26 protein-coding genes and 1 riboswitch are annotated in these 21,709 nt (G+C 44.3%); of the genes, 23 read left to right on the plus strand and 3 right to left on the minus strand.

Features of this window, described 5'->3' with window-relative positions; translation table 11 throughout:
• Positions 1–280: 280 nt before the first annotated feature.
• Together J2736_RS05200 and J2736_RS05205 are read left to right on the plus strand one after the other, a co-directional pair.
• Complete coding sequence (locus J2736_RS05200) at positions 281–691, plus strand: hypothetical protein (RefSeq protein ID WP_310224140.1); 411 nt, start codon at positions 281–283, stop codon at positions 689–691.
• The gene (locus tag J2736_RS05205) at positions 688–1,671 is read left to right on the plus strand and encodes a glycerophosphodiester phosphodiesterase family protein (protein ID WP_310224141.1); all 984 of its coding nucleotides are present in this window, start codon (positions 688–690) and stop codon (positions 1,669–1,671) included. The genes J2736_RS05200 and J2736_RS05205 overlap by 4 nt, the downstream gene beginning before the upstream one ends.
• An 84-nt stretch (positions 1,672–1,755) precedes the next feature.
• Here J2736_RS05205 and J2736_RS05210 read toward each other — a convergent pair whose 3' ends face one another.
• On the minus strand, positions 1,756–2,286 hold the full coding sequence (locus J2736_RS05210) for an inosine/xanthosine triphosphatase (RefSeq protein WP_310224142.1): 531 nt from the start codon (positions 2,284–2,286) through the stop codon (positions 1,756–1,758).
• A 179-nt stretch (positions 2,287–2,465) separates the two neighbouring features.
• Between J2736_RS05210 and J2736_RS05215 the strand changes: the two genes are divergently transcribed.
• The 9 genes from J2736_RS05215 to J2736_RS05255 all read left to right on the plus strand — a co-directional run bounded on the left by J2736_RS05215 (position 2,466) and on the right by J2736_RS05255 (position 8,108).
• Positions 2,466–3,377 carry an SDR family oxidoreductase gene (locus tag J2736_RS05215; RefSeq protein WP_310224143.1) on the plus strand — a complete coding sequence of 304 codons (912 nt, stop codon included), beginning with the start codon at positions 2,466–2,468 and terminating at the stop codon, positions 3,375–3,377.
• Positions 3,378–3,581: 204 nt separating this feature from the next.
• Complete coding sequence (locus J2736_RS05220; protein WP_310224144.1) at positions 3,582–3,953, plus strand: hypothetical protein; 372 nt, start codon at positions 3,582–3,584, stop codon at positions 3,951–3,953.
• Complete coding sequence (locus tag J2736_RS05225) at positions 3,940–4,458, plus strand: hypothetical protein (protein ID WP_310224145.1); 519 nt, start codon at positions 3,940–3,942, stop codon at positions 4,456–4,458. The genes J2736_RS05220 and J2736_RS05225 overlap by 14 nt, the downstream gene beginning before the upstream one ends.
• A gap of 2 nt (positions 4,459–4,460) precedes the next feature.
• The gene (locus J2736_RS05230) at positions 4,461–5,258 is read left to right on the plus strand and encodes a hypothetical protein (RefSeq protein ID WP_310224146.1); all 798 of its coding nucleotides are present in this window, start codon (positions 4,461–4,463) and stop codon (positions 5,256–5,258) included.
• Positions 5,245–5,706, plus strand: coding sequence for a hypothetical protein (locus tag J2736_RS05235; protein WP_310224147.1), 462 nt, complete (start codon positions 5,245–5,247; stop codon positions 5,704–5,706). The genes J2736_RS05230 and J2736_RS05235 overlap by 14 nt, the downstream gene beginning before the upstream one ends.
• Positions 5,707–5,817: 111 nt before the next feature.
• Positions 5,818–5,951: riboswitch (cyclic di-AMP (ydaO/yuaA leader) on the plus strand.
• 6 nt (positions 5,952–5,957) lie between these two features.
• Positions 5,958–6,608, plus strand: coding sequence for a CAP domain-containing protein (locus J2736_RS05240; protein WP_310224148.1), 651 nt, complete (start codon positions 5,958–5,960; stop codon positions 6,606–6,608).
• 139 nt (positions 6,609–6,747) lie between these two features.
• The gene (locus tag J2736_RS05245; protein WP_310224149.1) at positions 6,748–7,203 is read left to right on the plus strand and encodes an SRPBCC family protein; all 456 of its coding nucleotides are present in this window, start codon (positions 6,748–6,750) and stop codon (positions 7,201–7,203) included.
• Between the two features lie 21 nt (positions 7,204–7,224).
• Positions 7,225–7,677 (plus strand): GNAT family N-acetyltransferase, encoded by a 453-nt coding sequence (locus tag J2736_RS05250; RefSeq protein ID WP_310224150.1) that lies wholly within the window; start codon positions 7,225–7,227, stop codon positions 7,675–7,677.
• Between the two features lie 56 nt (positions 7,678–7,733).
• Positions 7,734–8,108, plus strand: coding sequence for a nucleoside 2-deoxyribosyltransferase (locus J2736_RS05255; RefSeq protein ID WP_310224151.1), 375 nt, complete (start codon positions 7,734–7,736; stop codon positions 8,106–8,108).
• Positions 8,109–8,417: 309 nt separating this feature from the next.
• Here J2736_RS05255 and J2736_RS05260 read toward each other — a convergent pair whose 3' ends face one another.
• Both J2736_RS05260 and J2736_RS05265 read right to left on the minus strand, forming a co-directional pair.
• Positions 8,418–9,251, minus strand: coding sequence for a sugar phosphate isomerase/epimerase family protein (locus tag J2736_RS05260; RefSeq protein WP_310225212.1), 834 nt, complete (start codon positions 9,249–9,251; stop codon positions 8,418–8,420).
• 102 nt (positions 9,252–9,353) lie between these two features.
• On the minus strand, positions 9,354–10,250 hold the full coding sequence (locus J2736_RS05265; protein WP_310224152.1) for a helix-turn-helix domain-containing protein: 897 nt from the start codon (positions 10,248–10,250) through the stop codon (positions 9,354–9,356).
• Positions 10,251–10,422: 172 nt separating this feature from the next.
• Between J2736_RS05265 and J2736_RS05270 the strand changes: the two genes are divergently transcribed.
• The 12 genes from J2736_RS05270 to J2736_RS05325 all read left to right on the plus strand — a co-directional run bounded on the left by J2736_RS05270 (position 10,423) and on the right by J2736_RS05325 (position 21,669).
• Positions 10,423–12,534, plus strand: a complete 2,112-nt coding sequence (locus J2736_RS05270) for a glycoside hydrolase family 52 protein (protein ID WP_310224153.1) — start codon at positions 10,423–10,425, stop codon at positions 12,532–12,534.
• A gap of 103 nt (positions 12,535–12,637) precedes the next feature.
• Positions 12,638–13,090 (plus strand): NUDIX hydrolase, encoded by a 453-nt coding sequence (locus tag J2736_RS05275; RefSeq protein WP_310224154.1) that lies wholly within the window; start codon positions 12,638–12,640, stop codon positions 13,088–13,090.
• On the plus strand, positions 13,090–14,088 hold the full coding sequence (locus tag J2736_RS05280; protein ID WP_310224155.1) for a phosphotransferase enzyme family protein: 999 nt from the start codon (positions 13,090–13,092) through the stop codon (positions 14,086–14,088). The genes J2736_RS05275 and J2736_RS05280 overlap by 1 nt, the downstream gene beginning before the upstream one ends.
• A gap of 37 nt (positions 14,089–14,125) precedes the next feature.
• Complete coding sequence (locus J2736_RS05285) at positions 14,126–14,707, plus strand: YdeI/OmpD-associated family protein (RefSeq protein WP_310224156.1); 582 nt, start codon at positions 14,126–14,128, stop codon at positions 14,705–14,707.
• A 51-nt stretch (positions 14,708–14,758) separates the two neighbouring features.
• Positions 14,759–15,178, plus strand: coding sequence for a GNAT family N-acetyltransferase (locus J2736_RS05290; protein WP_310224157.1), 420 nt, complete (start codon positions 14,759–14,761; stop codon positions 15,176–15,178).
• 23 nt (positions 15,179–15,201) lie between these two features.
• Complete coding sequence (locus tag J2736_RS05295) at positions 15,202–16,374, plus strand: alanyl-tRNA editing protein (protein WP_310224158.1); 1,173 nt, start codon at positions 15,202–15,204, stop codon at positions 16,372–16,374.
• 156 nt (positions 16,375–16,530) lie between these two features.
• Complete coding sequence (locus J2736_RS05300; RefSeq protein ID WP_310224159.1) at positions 16,531–18,423, plus strand: SH3-like domain-containing protein; 1,893 nt, start codon at positions 16,531–16,533, stop codon at positions 18,421–18,423.
• Between the two features lie 59 nt (positions 18,424–18,482).
• Positions 18,483–18,941, plus strand: a complete 459-nt coding sequence (locus J2736_RS05305; protein ID WP_310224160.1) for a hypothetical protein — start codon at positions 18,483–18,485, stop codon at positions 18,939–18,941.
• Between the two features lie 66 nt (positions 18,942–19,007).
• Entirely contained in the window at positions 19,008–19,406 is a 399-nt protein-coding gene (locus J2736_RS05310) for an RrF2 family transcriptional regulator (protein ID WP_310224161.1), read from the plus strand.
• Positions 19,407–19,486: 80 nt separating this feature from the next.
• Positions 19,487–20,398: an NAD(P)/FAD-dependent oxidoreductase gene (locus tag J2736_RS05315; protein WP_310224162.1), complete on the plus strand. Its 912-nt coding sequence runs from the start codon at positions 19,487–19,489 to the stop codon at positions 20,396–20,398.
• A gap of 50 nt (positions 20,399–20,448) precedes the next feature.
• Positions 20,449–21,150, plus strand: coding sequence for a class I SAM-dependent methyltransferase (locus tag J2736_RS05320; RefSeq protein WP_310224163.1), 702 nt, complete (start codon positions 20,449–20,451; stop codon positions 21,148–21,150).
• A 15-nt stretch (positions 21,151–21,165) separates the two neighbouring features.
• Positions 21,166–21,669: a GNAT family N-acetyltransferase gene (locus J2736_RS05325; protein WP_310224165.1), complete on the plus strand. Its 504-nt coding sequence runs from the start codon at positions 21,166–21,168 to the stop codon at positions 21,667–21,669.
• Positions 21,670–21,709 lie beyond the last annotated feature (40 nt).

Below are 21,709 nucleotides of genomic sequence, written 5' to 3' on the forward strand. Positions count from 1 at the left end.
TGAGGAGGAACTGATTTGAATATATTTCATTTGAGCTATATCGTTCTGTTTAGCGCATTGCTCGCTGTCGGAACGATCGGAGTAGCGTGGTTCGTATTTCATAAGCGGAAACGAAAAGCTCGTTAAATTCCGTTCTCATTCGTAAAAAGGAAGAGCATCCTGTGGATGTTCTTTTTTTGCGTTCATTTAACAAGGGGAATGCTGTATCTTTCACGAATACAAAGTAGAGAGTCCCATTTCACTGACGTCCTATTTTAATATGGCAGGGGAGGATTGTTTGATGAAGCTTTACGAAAGGTCTATAAAATTACAGCTTGTAACGATTAGTTTGATGTTCTTCCTAACGCTTGTGCAAATAATCATAAATATTGCTGCTAAAAGTCCTGTTATTTTCGTTTCCATTTTCAGTTTATGTCTAGGCGTGTTTCTTATCCTTGCGGTTATTATTTGTATTGATTTAGTGCAGAATGACGCGGAGAAAATGACGGCCAAAGTTGAGTTTATGGAAGAATATCGCGTACATATTCGGAAACCGAATGGAAAATTAATGAAAGTGCGTGTAAAGCCTACAGAATACGAACAATTCTATGTAGAACAATCAGTTGAGCTATTAACTGCCAAACGTACACATGCGCTGCTTACGATCCATAGTCTGACTGCTCCGATTGAACAGTTGGAAGAGGACCAATGAGACGATTGAGAAAACTTTTTAAAAGTAAAATCGTATGGACGATCCTCGTTCTCCTTGTGTTCATTTATGTGAACAACACATCACTCCTTGCGAAAGAACGGACTGGGGAGCCGTTTCTCATGGCGCATCGTGGTCTATCACAAACCTTCCATACAGAGAATCTGAAGAACGACACCTGCACAGCTGAGCGCATTTTTGACCCGGAGCATCCGTATCTGGAGAATACCCTGCCATCGATGCAAGCTGCTTTTGATGCTGGCGCAGATGAGGTCGAATTTGATATCCATATGACCAAAGATGAGCAATTCGCTGTTTTCCATGATTGGACACTTGACTGTCGAACGAATGTAAAAGGGCAGTCCAAGGACTATACAATGGCTGAGTTGAAAAAGGTGGATATTGGCTACGGATATACGGCCGATCTTGGAAAGACATTTCCTTTTCGCGGCAAAGGTGTCGGATTAATGCCTTCTCTTGGCGAAGTATTCTCGCAATTCCCAGACAACATGTTCCTCATTCATATCAAAACGGATGATCCTCATGAAGGCGATATATTAGTTAACATCTTGTCCAAGCTTACACCAGAACGGAGAGCACAATTAACGATTTATGGTGGGAATTTGCCAATAGCTATCGTGAAGGAAAAACTGCCAGACATGCGAGTTATTTCTGTTGATACGATGAAGAGCTGTTTGCTTCCTTACCTTGCCTATGGCTGGACAGGCATTACGCCTGCGGCTTGCGAACATATTCAGATACATATTCCTGAGAAGCTGGCTCCGCTATTATGGGGATGGCCAGACAAGTTTCTCAATCGTATGGATAAAGTGGATACGCGTATTCTCGTTGTTGGAGGCAATGGGACGGAGTTTTCAACAGGGTTTGATACGCCAGCTGATTTGGAACGGCTTCCAGCTTCGTATACGGGGGGAATATGGACGAATCGGATCGATCGTATTGCACCAATGTACAAGAGATAAAGGTGTTTACAAGGGTACCTCGCGTAGATCATTCTACTTCTGAGGTGCCCTTGTTGACTAAAAGAAGGCAATTTAAGCCTGTTTTCACTTGTAAAATGATGATTGAAACGGCGTCAGCGCTGCAATGACGGCATCACGGAAAACATCACTCCGCGTAATACGCCCTTCGGTAAATAAACCATAAGCACCATCTTTGTGATTACTTCCGACAGTGCTGCTCAATTCATCGATAATGTGGCGCAGCTCAATCCCGCCTTGTTGTAATTTCTCCCCAATGGGATTGGGGATGGGGAAATATAAACCTTTGCCGACAAAAAGCTGCTTCCCATCCCAAGCGGCACAAACGGAGAAGAGATACCACTGTTGGGTATGTGTCTCATCATAGGTAAGTCCACCTTCTAGACCAAGGCCAATATCAGCTTGTGGTTCAGCGGCAAGTACATGTTTTGCGCGATTAATCGCACCGATAATGGTCTCGTTTTCGGAAAGAGGCTGGTCAGCTACCCCGGAAGGGACCGCATGGCAGATAGGTTCGATTCCAGAAGCTAGCACAACGGCAGCTCTTTTCGCTTGGTTGTGTGTGCCCAAAGCAATAATGAATTCTTTAGCTAACATTGCAAATCACTCCTAGTCATCCATTGCGAATGAAGTTTATCATTTGTGGATTAGTATATCATGTTTTGATGAACAGGTTGAACTGGGAGGAGGTGGGCAATGGAGAAAGTATGGTATAACAGTATGAGGACAAATGGGAACTAATCGTGGCAGATAATAAGTGAGAGGAGTATTAAATCATGAAAAATTTACAAGGGAAAGTTGCCTTAGTGGCAGGAGCCACACGCGGAGCAGGAAGAGGAATAGCGATAGAACTAGGGGCTGCAGGGGCCACTGTTTATGTGACGGGCCGCACGACACGTGCGCAACGATCAGAATACAATCGTCCTGAAACCATTGAAGAAACAGCTGAATTAGTGAATGATGCAGGTGGAGTAGGGATAGCGGTTCAAGTGGATCATCTAGATCGGGATCAAGTTCAGGCGCTTATTGCCCGCATCGAGAGCGAACAGGGGCGACTAGACATCCTGGTCAACGATGTGTGGGGGTCTGAATACTTGACGGAGTGGAATGTACCTGTGTGGGAGCATTCATTAGATAAAGGATTTCGTATGCTTCGGCTAGCGATTGATACGCACATTATTACGAGCCATTTTGCATTAGCCTTGCTAGTTCGCAATAAGAATGGACTTGTGATTGAAATAACGGACGGTACAGCAGAGTACAACGATACCAACTACCGGTTATCGCTCTTCTATGATCTAGCCAAATCCTCTGTGATACGCATGGCGAAGTCGCTATCCCACGAATTGGCGCCGCACGGCTGCACAGCAATTGCAGTGACCCCTGGTTGGATGCGTTCGGAAATTATGTTGGAGCACTTCGAGGTTACGGAGGAAAATTGGCGTGACGCGACAGAGAAGGAACCACATTTCATCATCTCGGAATCGCCGCGCTTTGTAGGACGTGCGATTGCCGCATTAGCTGGAGATCCGGAAGTTGCTCGATGGAATGGTCACTCGATGTCAAGCGGCAGTATTTCACAAGTGTACGGCTTTAAAGATGTAGACGGCTCACAGCCAGATTGCTGGCGCTACCTTGTTGAGGTGCATCAAGCAGGGAAGCCTGCTGATGCTGAGGGGTATCGTTAAGTACATATTTGAATCCGTATTAAAAAAGAGATGAATTGGGCATATTTGTTAAAAACAATGCAATTTGAAGGGAATCTAGGTGTTGCGTCAATGGGGAAAATTGTATTAATTACATGTTACATTTTACTGGTAATCACATTTTTCATAACAAAGAGACGACTGCATCTATTGGAACTTATCTTCATTTGGCTCCTTACGATTTTTATGAATGATGCCTACTTTATGATAGTCTCACTTAATTATTCTTACATCGTTCCTTCACTTCACTATGGTGATATTTTCTTACGTCTTGTCTACCAACAGATCTTCACTCCTATGATTGTGATTTGGGCAATGGAGCGATGGGTGTCGAAGCATGGATTGTTGTATAAGTTAGGAACGGTTATCTTTTATTCTCTCGTTCTCATGTTGTTGAAGATATGGTTACATCGGTTGGAGATTATTCAATACTCAGATATGTGGAAATTGGAGTGGTCCTATTTGGAAAGCCTTCTGTTGCTTAGTGCAACTGGAATAGGACTGCTCATTTTTCGTGCGATTATGCGGAAGGATGGCATACCTTATGAGTCATCTTGACGTTTTGTTTCAACGAAATACCATTTTCACAATGATATGCCTCGTACTCGGTTATGGTTTTGTGTGGCTATTGCCGAGAATGATGCCTAGATCCATTAGCCTCCTCATGATGCTTTTTAGCATTGAATCTGCAACAGCATTAGATACGGTCATCGGGGTAAAACCATTTGATTTCTATAACGCGAATATTTATCCCTATTTTGATTTAGCAGATCTTTTAACATGGAGTCTTTATCCGGTTTTTGGCTATCTATTTGCCTACTACTACAACAAGTTTCGTATAAAAGGACTTCTGATTCCGCTCTACATCCTCGTTTCATCCTTGATTGGAACAGCGTTTGAAGCCTTAAATGTGTATTTCGATGTGTTCCAGTATAATCATTGGAAATTGAGCTACTCTTTCTGCATTTACCTTGTTGTACAGACCTTGACTGTTCTCTTATTTACGAGACTGAAAAAACATTGGATTGAACAGAAAAGTCAATCGATAAGGAGAATGTATTGAAATTGAGTTCGCGACACACACAATCACCCCGTAGGCAGCAAGCCTTATTAAGTCAAGATGGATTAAGCAGTCTGCGATGGCAGGATCCGAGGATTATTGCTTGGTGGTCTGCCTCTTTTCCAGGATTCGGACATTTCTTGCTTCATCAGTTTATTCGAGGATTTCTGCTGTCTGCATGGGAAGTTGCCATCAATACGCTTGCTCGAATTAATGAAGCTATTTACTATTCGTTCAGTGGACAATTCGAGTTGGCTGCTCAAGTCATCGAACCAAGATGGGCATTTGCTTATGCGATCGTATATCTGTTTGCAATATGGGATAGTTATATCAAGGCGATAGATGCGAACAAACAGTATCACCTAGCGCGGCTGGAAGGAGCACGGATACCTTCTCATTTGATGAAGCCGTGGACGATTTCGAATATAAGTATCAAAAGACCTGTTGCAGCGCTATTCAGCTCATTCATTTTTCCGGGGCTTGGACAACTTTACAATAACCGTATAGCGTTAGGCTTCTATGGCGTCATGTGGTGGTTTATTTATATGACGATGTCACGATCACATGAAGCTTTGCTTTATTTAATATTGGGCAGGGTATCACAATCGACATCTCTCTTAGATCCCCATTGGCTTTTATTTATGCCATCCGTCATCTGTGGCGCTATGTACGATGCTTATATGACTGCAGTCGATCATAATCGGATTTTTCGAATCGAGCAAAAGCAATTTCTGACAGAGTCATTTCCTCATTTCCCATTACACCTGTTTGAAAAGGAGAATGACGCACATGTTGATTATTAGTACATTTGAGCATTCGATTGAGCTGGAGGAAGCACTGGCAGTTCTGGAGGAAATGGGGCTATCTCGTCAAGAAATCATGACCGTAATGATGGACAATCACCGTGAGACCTCTGATCATAATTACAATTCAAATCCAAATAAAAAAACATTAGCTTTTGAGGTTGGCATGGCAACATCAACAGGGGCAACGGTTTTGGGGATAAGTTTCGGCTTCATTCTGTACTGGGGACCGATTATTTGGGGCGTTATTTCCGCTATTTGCGGGTTTCTATTAGGTTTTATTATAACAAGAGTGATTCAAGCCAAGGTGCTAAAACATACCATTCGAAAGAAAGAACGCCTACCCGAGCTTGCCATAATCATTCAATGCCATGAGGGACGACTTCAAGAGGTACAGCACGTATTGTGGGAATATCAGGCTTTGTCAGTGGGCAAGATTTATAGTTAATTATGGCAGAAATGATAGAGCAGAAACCTTTTGTGTGCTGTAATGGAAAAATTTGAGTCATGTTTTAAGGATAATCACATGATACAATCGTTTAGATCCATTTTGGATCCAAAACTTAGAAGGCCGAAGCTTTTTTGAAGCACGGGGGAACCAATCTTTGGGGTGAAGCCGCGAATGTGCGGCCGGGTGATTACTCTTTGATCCGAATCCGACAGCTAACCTCGCAGGCCGCAAAAAGGAGAGGGTTTTGCATGAAAAGTTATAAAAAGTTTGTCATTACAGGTGCACTAGGTTTGAGTGTCCTTATGGGGGCGAACGCAGCTGGGGCTGCAACGGCAACACATACGGTAGCGGGCAACGATACCATGTGGTTGATCTCGAAGAAGTATGGCGTTAGCCTTACTGAATTGATCAAAGCCAACCCTCAGGTTGCTAACCCGAACATCATTTGGTCTGGCATGAAGCTCAGTATCCCAGGGGGATCGAGTGCGAATGTTGCGGCCAAACCAGCGGTAACACCTGCACCTGCGCAATCAACGTTCGCTAGCCAAGTGGTTAACTTAGTTAATCAAGAGCGGACTAAGGCTGGATTGAAGCCATTAACCAGTAACACCGCACTTACTGCGATGGCGTTGGATAAAGCGAAAGACATGTACAACAAAGGATACTTCGATCATAATTCGCCAACCTACGGTTCTCCTTTTGATATGATGAGCTCCTATGGCATTAGCTATTCCTATGCAGGTGAAAACATTGCAAAAGGTCAGCAAACACCTCAAGCCGTTATGACAGCATGGATGAACAGCGCGGGTCACCGTCAAAATATATTAAGCCCCAACTTCACGCAAATTGGCGTTGCCTATTATAATGGTGAGTGGGTACAGGAATTCATAAGTAACTAATGAGCGAGACAGCCTACCTTTGGGGGGCTGTTTTTTCGTATGAAGTTTTGTTGGGGAAAGGAGATAGGTGCTGCGTGTCGAATTGGGAAGCATCGAGAAAACGAGCAAGGAAAACCGTAGGAAACTTGAGGTGTGCATCATGATAACAATAGTTACAGAAATCGAGATTGAAGCACCAATTGAGATTTGCTTTGATATGGCAAGCAATATAGATATCCATACACAGACCGTTTGGCCTCATACCAAGGAAAGAGCAATCGCCGGAACAATGAGGGGTCTGATAAGCGGAGGGGAAACGGTCACTTTTGAGGCACGGCATTTCTTCATCCGGCAAAAGCATACGTCGCTCATCTCCAATTACGTTCGTCCATATCACTTTGTTGATGAAATGCTGCAAGGTACTTTCAAAAGCATGCGACATGAACATGAGTTTATTGATTTGGGAAATAGAACTTTAATGAAAGATACATTATGTTTCGAAGCTCCATTAGGGTGGATAGGATGGGTCGTTGAGCGAGTGGTTTTGAAAAATTATATGAGGCGTTTCTTGATGTATCGGAATCACCAATTGAAGATTTTAATTGAGAAATCGTAGTGAAAAGGAGCGCACGGCGATATGGGGAGTGTAATCACACGTTTAATTCATAAGGATGAGTTAAGTGAACTGTTAACTTTGTACAAGCATTTGCATAAACAAGATCCTGAACTGGTTTTTGACAGTAAACTAGAAACACTATGGGATGAAATCATGAATGATTCGTATATGAAAATTATTGTTGTGACACGTGATGACGTGATCGTTTCCTCTGTCGTTTTGACAATAATTAAAAATTTAACTAGAAATGCAAGACCGTATGGACTTATAGAAAATGTAGTTACACATGAACATCATAGAAACAAGGGATTTGCAAGAATGGCAATGGATAAGGCAATAGGAATAGCTACGGAATTTAATTGTTATAAGGTTATGCTCATGACAGGGTCGAAGAGAGAAGAAGTACTTCGTTTTTATGAAAAGTGTGGATTTAGCCAAGGGAAAAAGACAGGATTCATTCGCGAGTTAGAGTGAAGCTGGATTGCTGGAAAGGATAGTTTTCAGCATGTGTAAGGAGGGAAGGAAGCCCAATGAAATTTTATATTGCATCAAGTTTCAGGAATATCGACAATGTCAGAGAAGTCGCAGACAAATTGAAGTCACGAGGATTTAGGCAAACTTATGACTGGACTATGCAAGCTCCCACGACTACTCTCCAAGAACTTGCGGAAATCGGTCAAAACGAGATGAGGGCTGTATTGGAAGCAGATGTATTCATCATTATGCTGCCGGCGGGGAAGGGGAGTCATGTTGAAATGGGTCTTGCTTTAGGGGCCAAGAAGACAATTTTATTGTATTCTCCTACGTCTGAGCTAAATGATATCGAAAAAACGAGCACTTTTTATCAGTTGCCAGAAGTGCATAGAATCATGGGAAGTATAGAGGATTTGGTTTCTCACTTATAAGGGGAACCGCCGACTTATCCGCTCGAGTAAGTCAAATATTCGTGTTACTCGAGCGAAAGCTTCGAATGGGAGAGCTGTAAGTCGAAATATGAGACTGTCGATTAATTCCCAAGCGTTTGCCCTACAATCGATTTTAATGAGTTAGTTCAAACCGAAAAAACATTTAATCGATTAGAAATGACTTGGCAGATCGATTCTCAGCTATTTAACGGAATTGGGACCCCTCAAAATAATTAATCGACAGTCTCAATATTCGACTTACAGTAGCGAAAGCATCGTATTGGAGAGCTGTAAGTCGAAATATTCGACTTACAAGCTCGAAAGCAGCTGCGAATCCGAGAAGAGTAAGTCGTACCTCGACTTAAACGTCTGAAACATCCACAAATTCACGTCCCATAAGTCAGCCACAGGCTGCCTTGTGTAAGGCTGCACCTGCAAATACGGCGGCGGTCCAAATTCCGGCGTGAAGGTCATTATATCCGCACCGGCATCGAATCGGTGCTGGCAGATTCTCAACCATAAGTCGATGAAGGTCTCCACATGCGCGGCGAATTCAGGTGCCCGCGGGTCAGACACTTGCGGCCCTTCTGGGTACCCGACGCGGCCATGAATATGAATGGCTCGCGATATGCTCAGCCGAACATCCTCGTCGTCGGGGCTCGGCATACTTTCGCAGGCCGCGCACCAATGGCTGAAATCGGCGCCGATCGCAAGCGCCGGCAGCTGCTTCAACACGGCGGCCGTGTGCCACGGCGTGAAGAAAGCTCGACCCCGATGCGTTTCGTGCGCGATCGGAATCCCGATCTCTTGCTCCACTCGCAGCGCTGCTTCGAAGAAGCGCAACTGCTCGTCAGCTGTCATTCGATCGGCTGCGCTGTGCGAATTGATTAGAACAGGCCGCAGTTCCGCCGCGCGAAGGACTTGCTCTCGGAAGGAGCGGCTATGATCCGGTCCCCGCGTCACCACTTGCGCAATGAACGACAAGTTCATGTCGTCTAAGTCTTTTCGAAACGTAGGATCATCCTTCGGATCCGCAGGCGGGGTATATTCGACACCGACATATCCAGCCTCAGCGACCCCAGCTAATTTCCCTTCCCAGCTCCCATTCCATTCCCACAAAGATTTATAACCGCGTAATTGCATAGTCAATTCTCCTTATCTGATAGCTCTATAGCATTATCTTTGAGTATAGATCGGGAGACGCGTATAAAACTTATGGTATCTTCAGCAATACGCAACCTATTTTCACCAAGACAAATGTCTGTAGGCGGTTGGGGATAAATTCGTCCATCGTTTGAATTGTTTGCTAAATTGCGACAAATCCTTATACCCCAGGAGATCGGCGATATGCTCGATAGAAAGCGTAGGGTCCATTAGCATCAGCTTAGCTTGCCGGAGCTTTATTGTACTTAAATAATGACGTGGCGAGACGCCATATGCTTTATGAAAAACACGATTACAGTGAGCGGGACTATAACCCAGCTGTTTGGCTATGCGTGTAATTCGGAAAGGTTCCTGACCTTTCAGGCTAGATGCTTGATGTTCAATTCGTGCTGCTAGCTGAGCAGCTAAGCCAGAATCTCCCGTTTGCTGCGTAGTAACCTCAGCTTCATCGAGTAATACTTCGCTTAACGCGGTGAAAATACGAAAGGAAGCATGCATCGTCTGCAACTTTACATTCAGTCCGCTGGAGGAATTTTCTCGAGCTATTTGTGCGAGATCCATCAAAATCGGGCGAAGTAGGCTTTCCATTTTGCTGCCAGACGGGTGAATGATTTGATTAATTTGACTCAATTGCTGTCTAAACCACGGATCCGTGACCTCTAAATGCACACACACATACTCCATCATACTGCCCTCAACTGCACCCAAGCTAGCATGCACTTCGTTGGGAAGAATCCAAACTAAATCACCTTGCTTTTGTACAAAATGCTTGTCTCCAATCCGCATACGCTGGGAACCGTCTACAACAAGATTCAGCTCAAACATCGGATGTTGATGCTCTGGGAAAGACCATTGCGCGTTAACCTTGCGAAGATGCGCGGCAAAGATACGAAAGGATGCTTGCACATCAGGCAGCATGCCGCCATGAACGACGTTGTCGAGCCCGCTAGGTAAAGGTTTTTGTTGATAAACTTCCATATATAAGGCTCCTTAGTAAGGTTATGATCTACTTGTACAACTACTATCTCACCTAACGAATGTGAAAATCAAATGTTTCTTTTGTCCAAATGGAAGATTGTATTGCCCATGGGTTCAAGGTTTCGGTCATTGTATAATAAGGGCAAATGACGGAGAGGGGCATCATTCTGATATGAAGAATCAATTTTTTAACGCACACCATTCACCTGTTGGTGCATTTGCAAGCTTTACACTTGGATTTCCTGGGAAGAGCGGAGGCTTCGATTTAGAGCAAGCGCGTCCTCCTAAGCAAAATATATATATTGGTCTCGAAACCACCCAAGGTGGTACCTATGATGCACTTCCATTCTTCGAGAATGTTGGTGAAGACGAGAGTCTTCGTTACGATATCGAAAATCCAGATCAGCGGCCGAAGAGAAAGAAGCTGTTGTTTCCTTTTGCAAATGAAGAGATTCATCGTGATTTCAAAGTCAGCACAGATACGTGGAAAGCTGGCGATTTGGAGTTTAGCCTTATTTCACCAACACAATCGGTGCCAGATCCAGCTACAGCAAGTGAAGAGGAGCTTCGTTTAGCACTGATTCCGGCTGTTCTCGCGACAATTACCGTTGATAATACAAAAGGTACTTCCTCTAGAAGAGTATTCTTTGGGTATCAAGGAACGGATCCCTACAGTGCAATGCGTAGGTTGGATGATACGATGGAAGGCGCCGCTGGTGTGGGGCAAGGTCGGATTACGGCGATTGTTTCACGAGATCCAGAAGTGCGTTCGGGGATGTATTTCCGAATTGAAGATATTTTGGAAATGAAAATTGTGGAAAACTTGACCTTCGGTCTGGGTACTGTCGGCGCTTTGTTCGCAGACACACCTGCGGGTGAGAAGCGTACTTATCAGTTCGCGATTTGCTTCCATCGTTCAGGGATTGTTACCGCAGGCAAAGATGCCTCCTACACGTATGCACGTTTATTCAAAAATATAGAAGCTGTGGCTGATTACGCCTTGGGCAACTTCGACAAGCTAGCTGCACTAGCTCAAAGCGCAGACGCCAACATCGCAGATTCTAGCTTGTCAGCGGATCAGAAATTTATGCTGGCGCATGCCATCCGTAGTTACTATGGAAATACGCAGCTTCTGGATATGGATGATGAGCCATTCTGGATCGTCAATGAAGGCGAATATCGCATGATGAACACGTTCGATTTGACAGTTGATCAGTTATTTTATGAGCTGGCTGTGAATCCATGGACCGTTCGTAATGAGCTGGATATGTTCGTGAAACGGTACAGCTATGAAGATATGGTTACTTTTCCAGATGATCCAACCGAATATCCTGGTGGTATCTCGTTCACACATGATATGGGAGTAGCCAATACGTTATCACGCCCAAGTTTCTCTGCCTATGAGCTTTATGGTTTGGACGACTGTTTCTCCCATATGACGCATGAGCAGTTGGTAAATTGGACGTTATGCGGAGCAACCTATGTAGCGCATACGAATGATCAAGCGTGGCTGCAAGCGAATCTTGATATATTTGACAAGTGTTTAACAAGCATGCTCAATCGCGATAATCCAAATCCGGAGCTGCGAAATGGCATTATGTCGTTAGACAGCTCACGCACCATGGGTGGAGCAGAGATCACGACTTACGACAGCCTAGACGTCTCATTAGGACAGTCACGGAACAATATTTACATGGCGGGCAAATGTTGGGCAGCTTATGTGGCCATGGAGTCTATTTTTGCTCAAAATGGCAGAGAAGATCTGGCGCTTATTGCTAGCGAGCAGGCGTTAAAGTGTGCGAAGACGGTTACGTCATTCGTTACGGAAGATGGCTACATTCCAGCCGTCGTCGGCGAAGGGAATGATTCCAAAATCATTCCTGCGATTGAAGGTTTGGTATTCCCATACTTCACAGGCAACAAGTCTGCGCTTGATGTGAATGGTCCTTATGGCTTCTATATCGAAGCATTGAAGAAGCATCTAGATGTTGTGCTTGTTGAAGGTACTTGTTTGTTCGAAGATGGCGGCTGGAAGCTTTCCTCAACGAGCAACAACTCTTGGTTAAGCAAAATTTATTTGTGCCAATTCGTAGCACGCGAAATTCTTAATCTGGCTTGGGATGAGAGGGGGGCTGCAGCGGATGCAGCCCATGTAGCCTGGTTAACACATCCAACCTTGTCTATTTGGAGTTGGAGTGATCAAATTATTTCCGGTGAGATCACGGGCAGTAAGTATTATCCTCGTGGTGTAACAAGCATTTTATGGCTGCAAGAAACGAAATAATCGCCTGTGAGCAACCAAAGCTAACCGCTTTGGTTGCTTTTTTGTTGGCACTATTTGTAAAATGGAAGAGAAGTGTGTGTTGGACTGGGGGTAGATGAAACGAATGACGAAGAAGGAAATCTCAGCAGGCGGTGTCGTTTACCGTAAAATAGGGCAAGAAGTTCACATATTGCTCATTGTGGATCGGTATCGTAAGCTGGCTTTTGCAAAGGGAAGAATGGAAGCTGGAGAGACCATTGAGCAGGCGGCTCTTAGGGAAATTAGAGAAGAAACGAACATTGTCGGCAGGATCATTCAGCCGTTGACCATTAACTATTATCAGTTTGAGCATTCGGAGCATGGACATGTTGAGAAAGAGACTCATTATTTTCTAGTTGAGGCGATCAGTGGAGAACTCAAAGCTCAAACCGAGGAGATCCGTGATGTTCAGTGGCATACTGCGGAGGACGCGTGGACTTTACATCATCAGAATGGCTATGAGAATAATCGTGTTATTTTGAAAATGGCGTTAGAAAGCTTAGGTTTCTTAGGTGATAGAAGCGAGATGAAGGTATAATGAATGGGACTCCAGAAATTCGAATCGATCAGGTTTTGGATGAAATAATCACAAGTATACACATGCAATTTGGGATGAGCGTTGTGGGAACAAGTATCCTAACCAAGGGTTGGCTAAATGTGAAATGGCGTTGTGATATTCAACCCGATAGCAGATCTGTGTTTGTTAAATATTATCACCCTGATCGTTACAAGCTGCATCTACCAGAAAGAAGAGCTAAGATTGAAAGAACACTCTTCTTGCAACAGCGCTTACATGAGCAAGGATTTACTTGTCCAAGGGTCTATGAAGGAAATGGAGCATACATCCAAGAAACACCGAGTGGCTTTTTATTTGCCATGATGGATTGGGTTCAGGGAAATGTTAGAGAAGCAGGGAAAATGAGCAGATCTGACATGTACGATTTTGGGCAAAAGACAGGACGAATGCACCAGCTTCTCTGTGACGAAGAACTGGATGCAAGTGCATGGCATCCTAATCAAACAGCATGTTTGGCTGATTTACAAAGTAACTTGAAACAAGCAAGGGATGAGCAATGCCATCCATTAATTGAACTTCTAGAGCAAGCGATACATCATGTAGAGATGTTGGATTTTCGTATTTTTGAGGAGAGTCGGATAGGTTGGACACATTGGGATTTGTGGGCAGATAATGTCATAGTGGACGAAAATAAAATTGCTGGCATTGTTGATTTTGACAGAATGGCTGTGGCTTACCCGGAAATTGACGTAGCGCGTGCGATCTTGTCAGGTGCATTCGATGCAGGTGGCATTCGTGTAGATGCCGTTCAAGCCTTTATTGCTGGATATCGGGAGCACATGGAAGTACCCACTGGACTTATTTTACGCAGTTTTAAAATGTTATATCTCATTGAGTCTATCTGGTGGCTACGCACGCCAGTACTGCGTGATACTGCTGTTCCCAAGCGGTTTCTGGAGGAAATGATTTGGCTGACGCAGCATTGGGACGAGCTCCCATACCTATTCAGTGATTATTAATAAACAATTGGTTACACGATGACTAGGAGGCGATAGATTGAACACGAAAAACGAATTGCCACAGATGCATTTTGAGGATCAACTTGCTTTTGAAAATTGGCTTGCGCTTCATCATAACTCTTCACCAGGTATTCGATTGCAGATCGCAAAGAAGGGTGGTCGCATGAAATCAGTTTCTTATGATCAGGCACTTGAGAGTGCGTTGTGCTATGGTTGGATTGATAGTCAGAAAGAAAAAGCAGACGAGCATTCATGGCTTCAACGCTTTACGCCGCGTGGTGTTAGAAGCATTTGGTCCAAAGTGAATAAAGACAAGGCTGAGCTTCTGATTGCAAGTGGGAGAATGAAGCCTTCCGGCTTGAAGGCGATTGAGGCTGCCAAGAAGAATGGACAGTGGGACAAAGCCTACGAAGCGCAGAGTAATGCCTCCTTGCCAGCAGATTTTGCTTTAGAATTAGAAAGAAATCGTGAAGCGAAAGCCTTCTATGATACGCTGGATCGGCAGAACCAATATGCCATCACGTTCCGAATTCATACAGCGAAGAAGCAAGAAACACGTGTGAAGCGAATACAAGAATTTATTTTGATGCTGGAAAATGGGGAGAAGATTTATCCATAGTAAAGCATATCGGGGTATCTTGAGATGTAAGCAACGGATGGAGTTGATCAAATGGAAATCAAAACGATACCTAAAGAAAAAGCCTGGCAGCTTCGGCATCAAGTCATGTGGCCTGACAAGGACTTGGATTACGTTAAGCTGGAAGAAGATGACACAGGCACGCATTATGGACTCTTTGTAGGAGAACAGCTTGTCTCAGTGGTTTCACTTTTTATTGAAGGTGAAGAAGCGCAGTTTCGGAAGTTTGCTACTTTGGTAACAGAGCAGAAGAAGGGCTATGGCACACAACTGCTGCAAGTGATGCTGGAAGATGCGATAAAAGCTGGAGTGAGACGGATTTATTGCAATGCCAGGGTAGAAAAAGCTACCTATTATAAGAAGTTTGGATTCATCGAGACAGAAACGATATTCGCAAAAGGCGGCAAAAACTACATCATAATGAAACGATTGTTCCACGATAGTAAAGCATAAGAACGGAGAGGACAACGAACAACATGACGAAAAAGCTATACTATGATTCAGCTTATACGAAGGAATGGCAAACGACGATCCGCGAAAAGATTGAACGAGAGGATGGCAGTTATGTCCTCTTGGAGGAGACTGCATTTTATCCGCATGGAGGTGGGCAACCCTGTGATGCTGGTAAAATCAACGGGATTCCTGTCTTGGACGTAATCCTGGAGGAGGACGAAGTCTTCCATAAGCTAGACAGAATGCCAGATGGCCTAAGTGCGACTTGCCAAATCGATTGGCAGCTTAGATTTGATCATATGCAGCAGCATAGCGGGCAGCATCTGCTTTCGGCTGTATGTAGAGATCTATTTGAAGCGAATACGGTGAGTTTTCATCTTGGGACCGACTACTGCACGATTGATGTGGAGACGCTCGACTTGGAGCCGAGAAAGTTGGCAGCCATAGAGTTCGAAGTTAACCGTAACATTTACGAGAATCGAGCGATTACCAGCTATTTCGTTAGTCCTGAGAAGTTGGCGCAGCTGCCGCTAGTCAAACAACCGAAAGTGACGAAGAACATCCGTATCGTTGAGATCGCTGATATCGAGTATAATGCATGCGGTGGTACGCACGTTAAATCGACCGGTGAAATCGGGATGATTAAGCTGTTGAAAACGGAGAAACAGAAAGAAAATACACGTATTTACTTCCTCTGTGGATTCCGCGCATTAGCTGAGTTTAACGAGAATGTCAGAATTCTAGGCACGTTATCCGCCAAATTCAACACGGGTAAAGATGAGATTATGGATCGTATTGAGAAGTGGGAACATGACCACAAGCAGGTTCAAACGGAACTCAATGTGCTAAAAGAGAAGCTTGATGATTATCTGGCTGACGGACTTTTGGCTGAAAGTAAGGATGTCATTTCACAACAGTTCGTCGATAAATCCTTAAAAGACATGCAGAGCTTAGCAACAAAATTAGCATCACGAACCGATTTGCCGATCTTATTTGTAACAACGATGGAGAACAAGGTTGTATTAGCGCATAGTGGGAACTATTCGAGTGCTTGCGGAGCCTATTTCAAAACCAATTTGGGGAATTTCCAAGGCAAAGGTGGTGGCAGCGATAAAATGGCCCAAGCCGGATTCGCTAGCAGCGAGGAAGCTTTAGCGTTTTATCGTTTCGCAGAAGAGCAGTTTAGAGGCAATTAGACTTGTGGCATGCATGACGCTAAGGAGGTGTCGATCATTAAGCATAGCAGAAAACGCCCTATCGCCTTATTAGCTTCACTAATTATATTCGCCTCATTATGTGGGGGAATCCTCCTCCCGCAAACTTCAAAGGCAGCCGAGATCACCTTACAAAATATGGCGAATTGGACTGTGTACGGTGGATCGCAAGTTCCAGAAGGTCTACGGATACCCGATACGATTGAGCTTCTGAAAGACACGCCCTACTATGCGAACCCGGATGATCCTCAGGATAAAGCGGAAGGTGTCTTTGCACCGCAATCCGTGCATGTTCTTAAGGGAGAAGCTACTTGGTCCGTAAGCAGTGGCTCCCAGTGGCAGATCGAGACGATGTACGGTCCAAGGTGGGTTCGTCCTTTAATGTGGGACATTAGCATTTCGCAGCCGGATTCAATTCTGCTGACGGAAGTGACGCAACTCTACCGAAGTCAGAATGACAAAGCAGCATCCGTTGCTTCTTTATCACCTCAACTCGTGGAAGTCGTTGATATGGAGGATAAATGGTTCGTCGGCGACAGCCGGAGCGGTAAAGCTTGGGTGCAGATTCACACAACATGGCTTGGCGATCTGTGGGCCCATATGCCAATCAACAGAATTAGCACCGTGCATCCGAAATCTCAACGTACACACTATAACGATGAGCCCTACTACCCCGAAGTCGGTACCGCGCTTCAAGATAATGATCATAACGCCGGTGTCAGTCATCTTGCCGTAGGTAAGTTAATGAATGGTGATTATGAAATTATTTCCGAATTAACGACCGTATATGATCGTAGTTTTCTTGTTCGTACGCCAGAGGGAGATCGATGGGTGCGTGGCACAGGATCGTTCATCACAGATACGAATGAGAAACTCGAATTGAAAGTAGAAACACCTCTTTTGTCTGATGTATGGTCGACAGAAAACCAAGAACTTGGTGTATTAAAAGGTGTTACAGTAAGCGCATTTGAAACGATACAAGATCCGTTCAATGGGACTTGGTACCATGTCAGAACGTCAGATGGCACGATCGGCTGGGTAAATAAACGTCGAGCTGAGCCGGAACAAGCTGTTCCTATCCAATGGAAGATGAAGCTGTCTGGCGTAAAATCGCCGTTTCGTTATCCTGGAGTGAATTTTGCAGAGGAAAAGCCCAATCTGACACCACAAACGGTAACAGCGATCGCATATTGGGATGAACCTTCAGGAAATAAGTGGATTAAAATTCATACGGCCGATGGGGATGTCTGGATCACGATTTCACCGGACGACAGGATACAAGATCCGGAAGCTACACTTCAGATCACCTATAATGAGCGAAATCTCGGGTATGTGATGATTATTCCAAAAGGTGAAGATCTGACACTGTTCGGTCAGAACAAGATTGGCTATCACTCAGAGAAGGGTACCGATTATCTATCTGTCATTCAGCTTGCCAAAGCACTTCGTTACGAGTCGAAATCAGATACTATCACGCATTCGCTTTCCATTTCCAAAGGGGATTATACGTTTGTACTCCAAGCAGGCCAATCAGAAGTCCAAATTTACTGGCACCATGTTTTTGAGAAAAAAGTACAGCTTAAAGAGCCCCCTCAAGATTCGGACCGTGAGTGGTATTTGAACTTGGAAGACCTGCGCAATTTGTTTGGCTTATCGCAAGAAAGTTCGCGAAATCCAGAATATTATTCATTAATCGAAAAAGACTATGAGGTCGAGCTCGCCAACTTCCCAGCGGTCAGCACAGATAAGAAAATTGAGTTGCAGGCTTGGCTTTATGAGGCGTGGAGTCTACCGATAAATAATATGCGATTGCCTGCGATGTTAACAATCGAAGAGGCAGACGATGATTCTGCCGACCGTTCAATTGCGCGGCAAGAGAGAATCGGGACGGAAGCGCAAGTAGCCATGGTATGGTATCAGCTCCATGCTTCTCGGACCTTGCTTCCTGGATTTCATCAGCTGAACGCTGTTCTTCGTGTAGGTGAGCGGATCGTCTGGAAGCAAACATTTTCAGTGGATGTGCCTTCGTGATTTAAATAAGTCATCTGCGAGCTTTCGGAGTTAGCCATACAGTGATTAGGGGGGCTGGTATGAAGAAGCGATTAACCTTGATGATTGTAATTGTTGCCTTTTTCCTAGGAGCCTATTTAATAAGTGATCTGTTTAGAATGGAACCTCCTAGACCGACTATTATGGCAGGAAAAACTAAAATTAATTTCGCACAAGGCTCTTATTGTTGGAGTGGATTCGGAAAAGGGACGTGTTCGGATATGCCGTCGCCACCAGACATAGTAAAATATCAGAACCTTATACCTGAAGTTGTCCCAGCTCAATCCCCAATAAAAATCACATTTAGAAATAAACCTAAGCGAGATACCTTAGGCGCAATGAAATGGACTAGTGCTAATGCTACTGGAACATTTGAGGGCGTCCAAGTCAAGAATAGTGAACTAATCGTTCCCAAAGAGAAAGGCGTCTATACGTACAGCATTTACGCCAATTGGCGGCGAGGAAGTTCCAGTTATATTTTTGTCATCGAAGTTAAATAAAAAAACTTGCTAATCTAATGAATCAACGCTATTATAGACTCATAAAGTCCTTAATGGAGGTGCGAGATGAAATATTCACAGGCGACCGACTACGCCCTTCATGCTATGCTCTTCTTGGAAGCATCAGCGCCAGACAAACCTGTCGGTGTGCAGTTGCTTGCTGAGAAGTTGAGTGTTTCCCAAACATATTTATCTAAATTAATGACGAAGCTTGTTAAGGCCGGATTAATTCACTCTTCGCCTGGGGCTAACGGCGGCTATCGAGTCAAGCGAAAGCAAGAGGAGATTTCATTTCTCGATATCATTCGTGCTATCGAAGGGACTGCTTCTTTGTTCGAATGCAGCTTTGATCATGGAACTGAATGTCAGATTCAGCAGGTTGTAATGGAAGCTGAACGACAGTTGGAGCATTATTTGGCAAGTAAGAAAATAGCCGATTTGGTGCCAGGGCATAAGACGGAGTAGATCCGTCCTTTTTTTAAGTATATTAAGGATATTAAGAGTCTATTAAGTCTCCGATGAGATGAGGAAGTGAGGAAAACATAATGAAGTACGATTGTGTCATTATCGGTGGGGGACCAGCAGGTCTGAATGCAGCTCTAGTATTGGGCAGAGCAAGAAAAAAGGTGATTGTTATTGATGAAGGGCGTCCGCGCAATCAAGTTACTCGTGAATCCCACGGTTTTCTTACGAGAGATGGTATTGCGCCAAGTGAATTTCGGCAGATCGCCAAAGAGCAGATTCGTGCGTATCCTACTGTCTCCTTTGTAGACGATATGGCTATATCGATTTCGGGCAGCGATAGTGAATTTAACATTCATACAGCTCAAGGATTGAGTTATCCATGCAAGAAGGTGCTTTTTGCAATTGGCAAAAAAGACGTTCCCCTGCCTATTAACGGTTTGGCCGAGGTATACGGTAAGAGTGCATTTGTATGTCCGTATTGTGATGGTTGGGAACTCCGAGATCAAGAACTCGTGCTGATCGTCAATGGCGCCAGAGCGCTTCATTTAGCGAAAATGATTACTGGCTGGACGAGTCAATTTACGATTTGCACGAATGGACCAAATGAAATGACGCAAGCCGAGAAAGAGGAACTCATGCAACACAACGTTCCCATATTTGACTCGCCAATTAGGAACATCGCTTCGATGGAAGGAAACGTCCAGCATGTTGAGTTAGAAGATGGGACGCTCATTCCGTGTACGGGAATATTCTTTGGTCCCAAACTTGTCATCGGTTCTAACCTTCCGCAATTGCTCAGTTGTGATATGACGGAATCGGAATCGGTCGTTGTGGATTCTATGGGCAAAACGAGTGTGCCCGGTGTCTATAGTGCAGGTGATGCTGCAACTGAAATGTATCAAGTCATTATGGCGGCTTCCTTAGGCGCGGTAGCGGGAATGTGCATCAACGGTGAACTTCTCATGGAAGATTGGCACAAAGCATCTAATTAATCCATGTATGTTTCAATGTAAGTATAATCAAAGAATGGAGATGAAGATCAATGAATAACGAAAACACACACAACGCGAATAGGTCGCATATGTACGATACGAAAGCTCGAATCTCGATACCATCTTATGATGCGTTATTTGCCATGATTCAGTCCTATTTCCGCGTACAATTGGATGGGGGAGACGCATCCTTATTGGTCATTGGCGCTGGTGGTGGAAATGAACTTACCGCATGGGGACCTGCGAACCCAGCATGGTCTTTTACAGGCATCGACATCTCGGAAGAAATGTTGAAAATCGCACAATATAAAGCGAATCAACTCCGCTTGGAAAACCGCGTTAACCTCATTCATGGAACGATTGATGAATTGCCCGCGACTGACGAGAAGTTCGACGCGGCAAGCTGTATCTTAGTTCTTCATTTTATCCCGGATGTTCAAGAGAAATTGAAATTGCTTAGAACGATTAATGCGCATTTGAAACCAGGCGCACCATTTGTACTTGTGAGCGCATTCGGGGACCGAGACAGTAAAGAGCTGCAGAACAGATTACACATTTGGAAAAGTTTCTGGTTGGATGCTGGAGACGAAGCCTCTTCAGTGGATGAAATGGTGAATAAAGCGCTTATGAGCCTTTCGTTCCTATCTGATGAGCACATAGAAAAACTATTGACAGAAGCTGGATTTACGAATATAACTAGATTTTATACGACTGGTCTTTTTGGTGGATGGATGTCAACCGCAGCTTTGTAATAGGGAGGAAAATCAGTGCATATTCGTATTTTGGATGAACAGGATGCTGCCTTATATCAAGCTTTAAGATTACGCGCTTTACAAGTCAATCCAGAAGCTTTTGGCTCCACTTACGAGCGAGAGGTGCAATTTTCGTTGGAAACGGTAGTTGAGCGTATAAAGCCAACGAAGGAGAAGTTTGTTCTTGGGGCATTTCATGATCAGGATTTACTAGCTGGAACCGTAACGTTTGTACGAGAGAGCGGTCAGAAAAGCGCGCATAAGGGCAATGTATTCGGGATGTTTGTGGCTGAAGAAGGTCGTGGACAAGGCTTGGGGAAATTGCTTATGCTTGAGCTTATTCGTCGGGCAAAGTTGTTTGAAGGGGTCGAGCAGATTAACTTAATGGTCATGTCGGATAATGAGTCAGCGAAGAAGCTTTACAAGTCGCTTGGTTTTGAAGTGTATGGTGTGGAGTATCATGCTTTAAAGTACAATGGGCAGTATTTTGATGAGGATTTAATGGTTCTCAAATTGTAAAATTAAGAAACCCCGGCTAAGTAAACCAGCCGGGGTTATC

The organism is Paenibacillus qinlingensis (assembly GCF_031455095.1).
GTDB lineage: Bacteria > Bacillota > Bacilli > Paenibacillales > NBRC-103111 > Paenibacillus_E > Paenibacillus_E qinlingensis_A.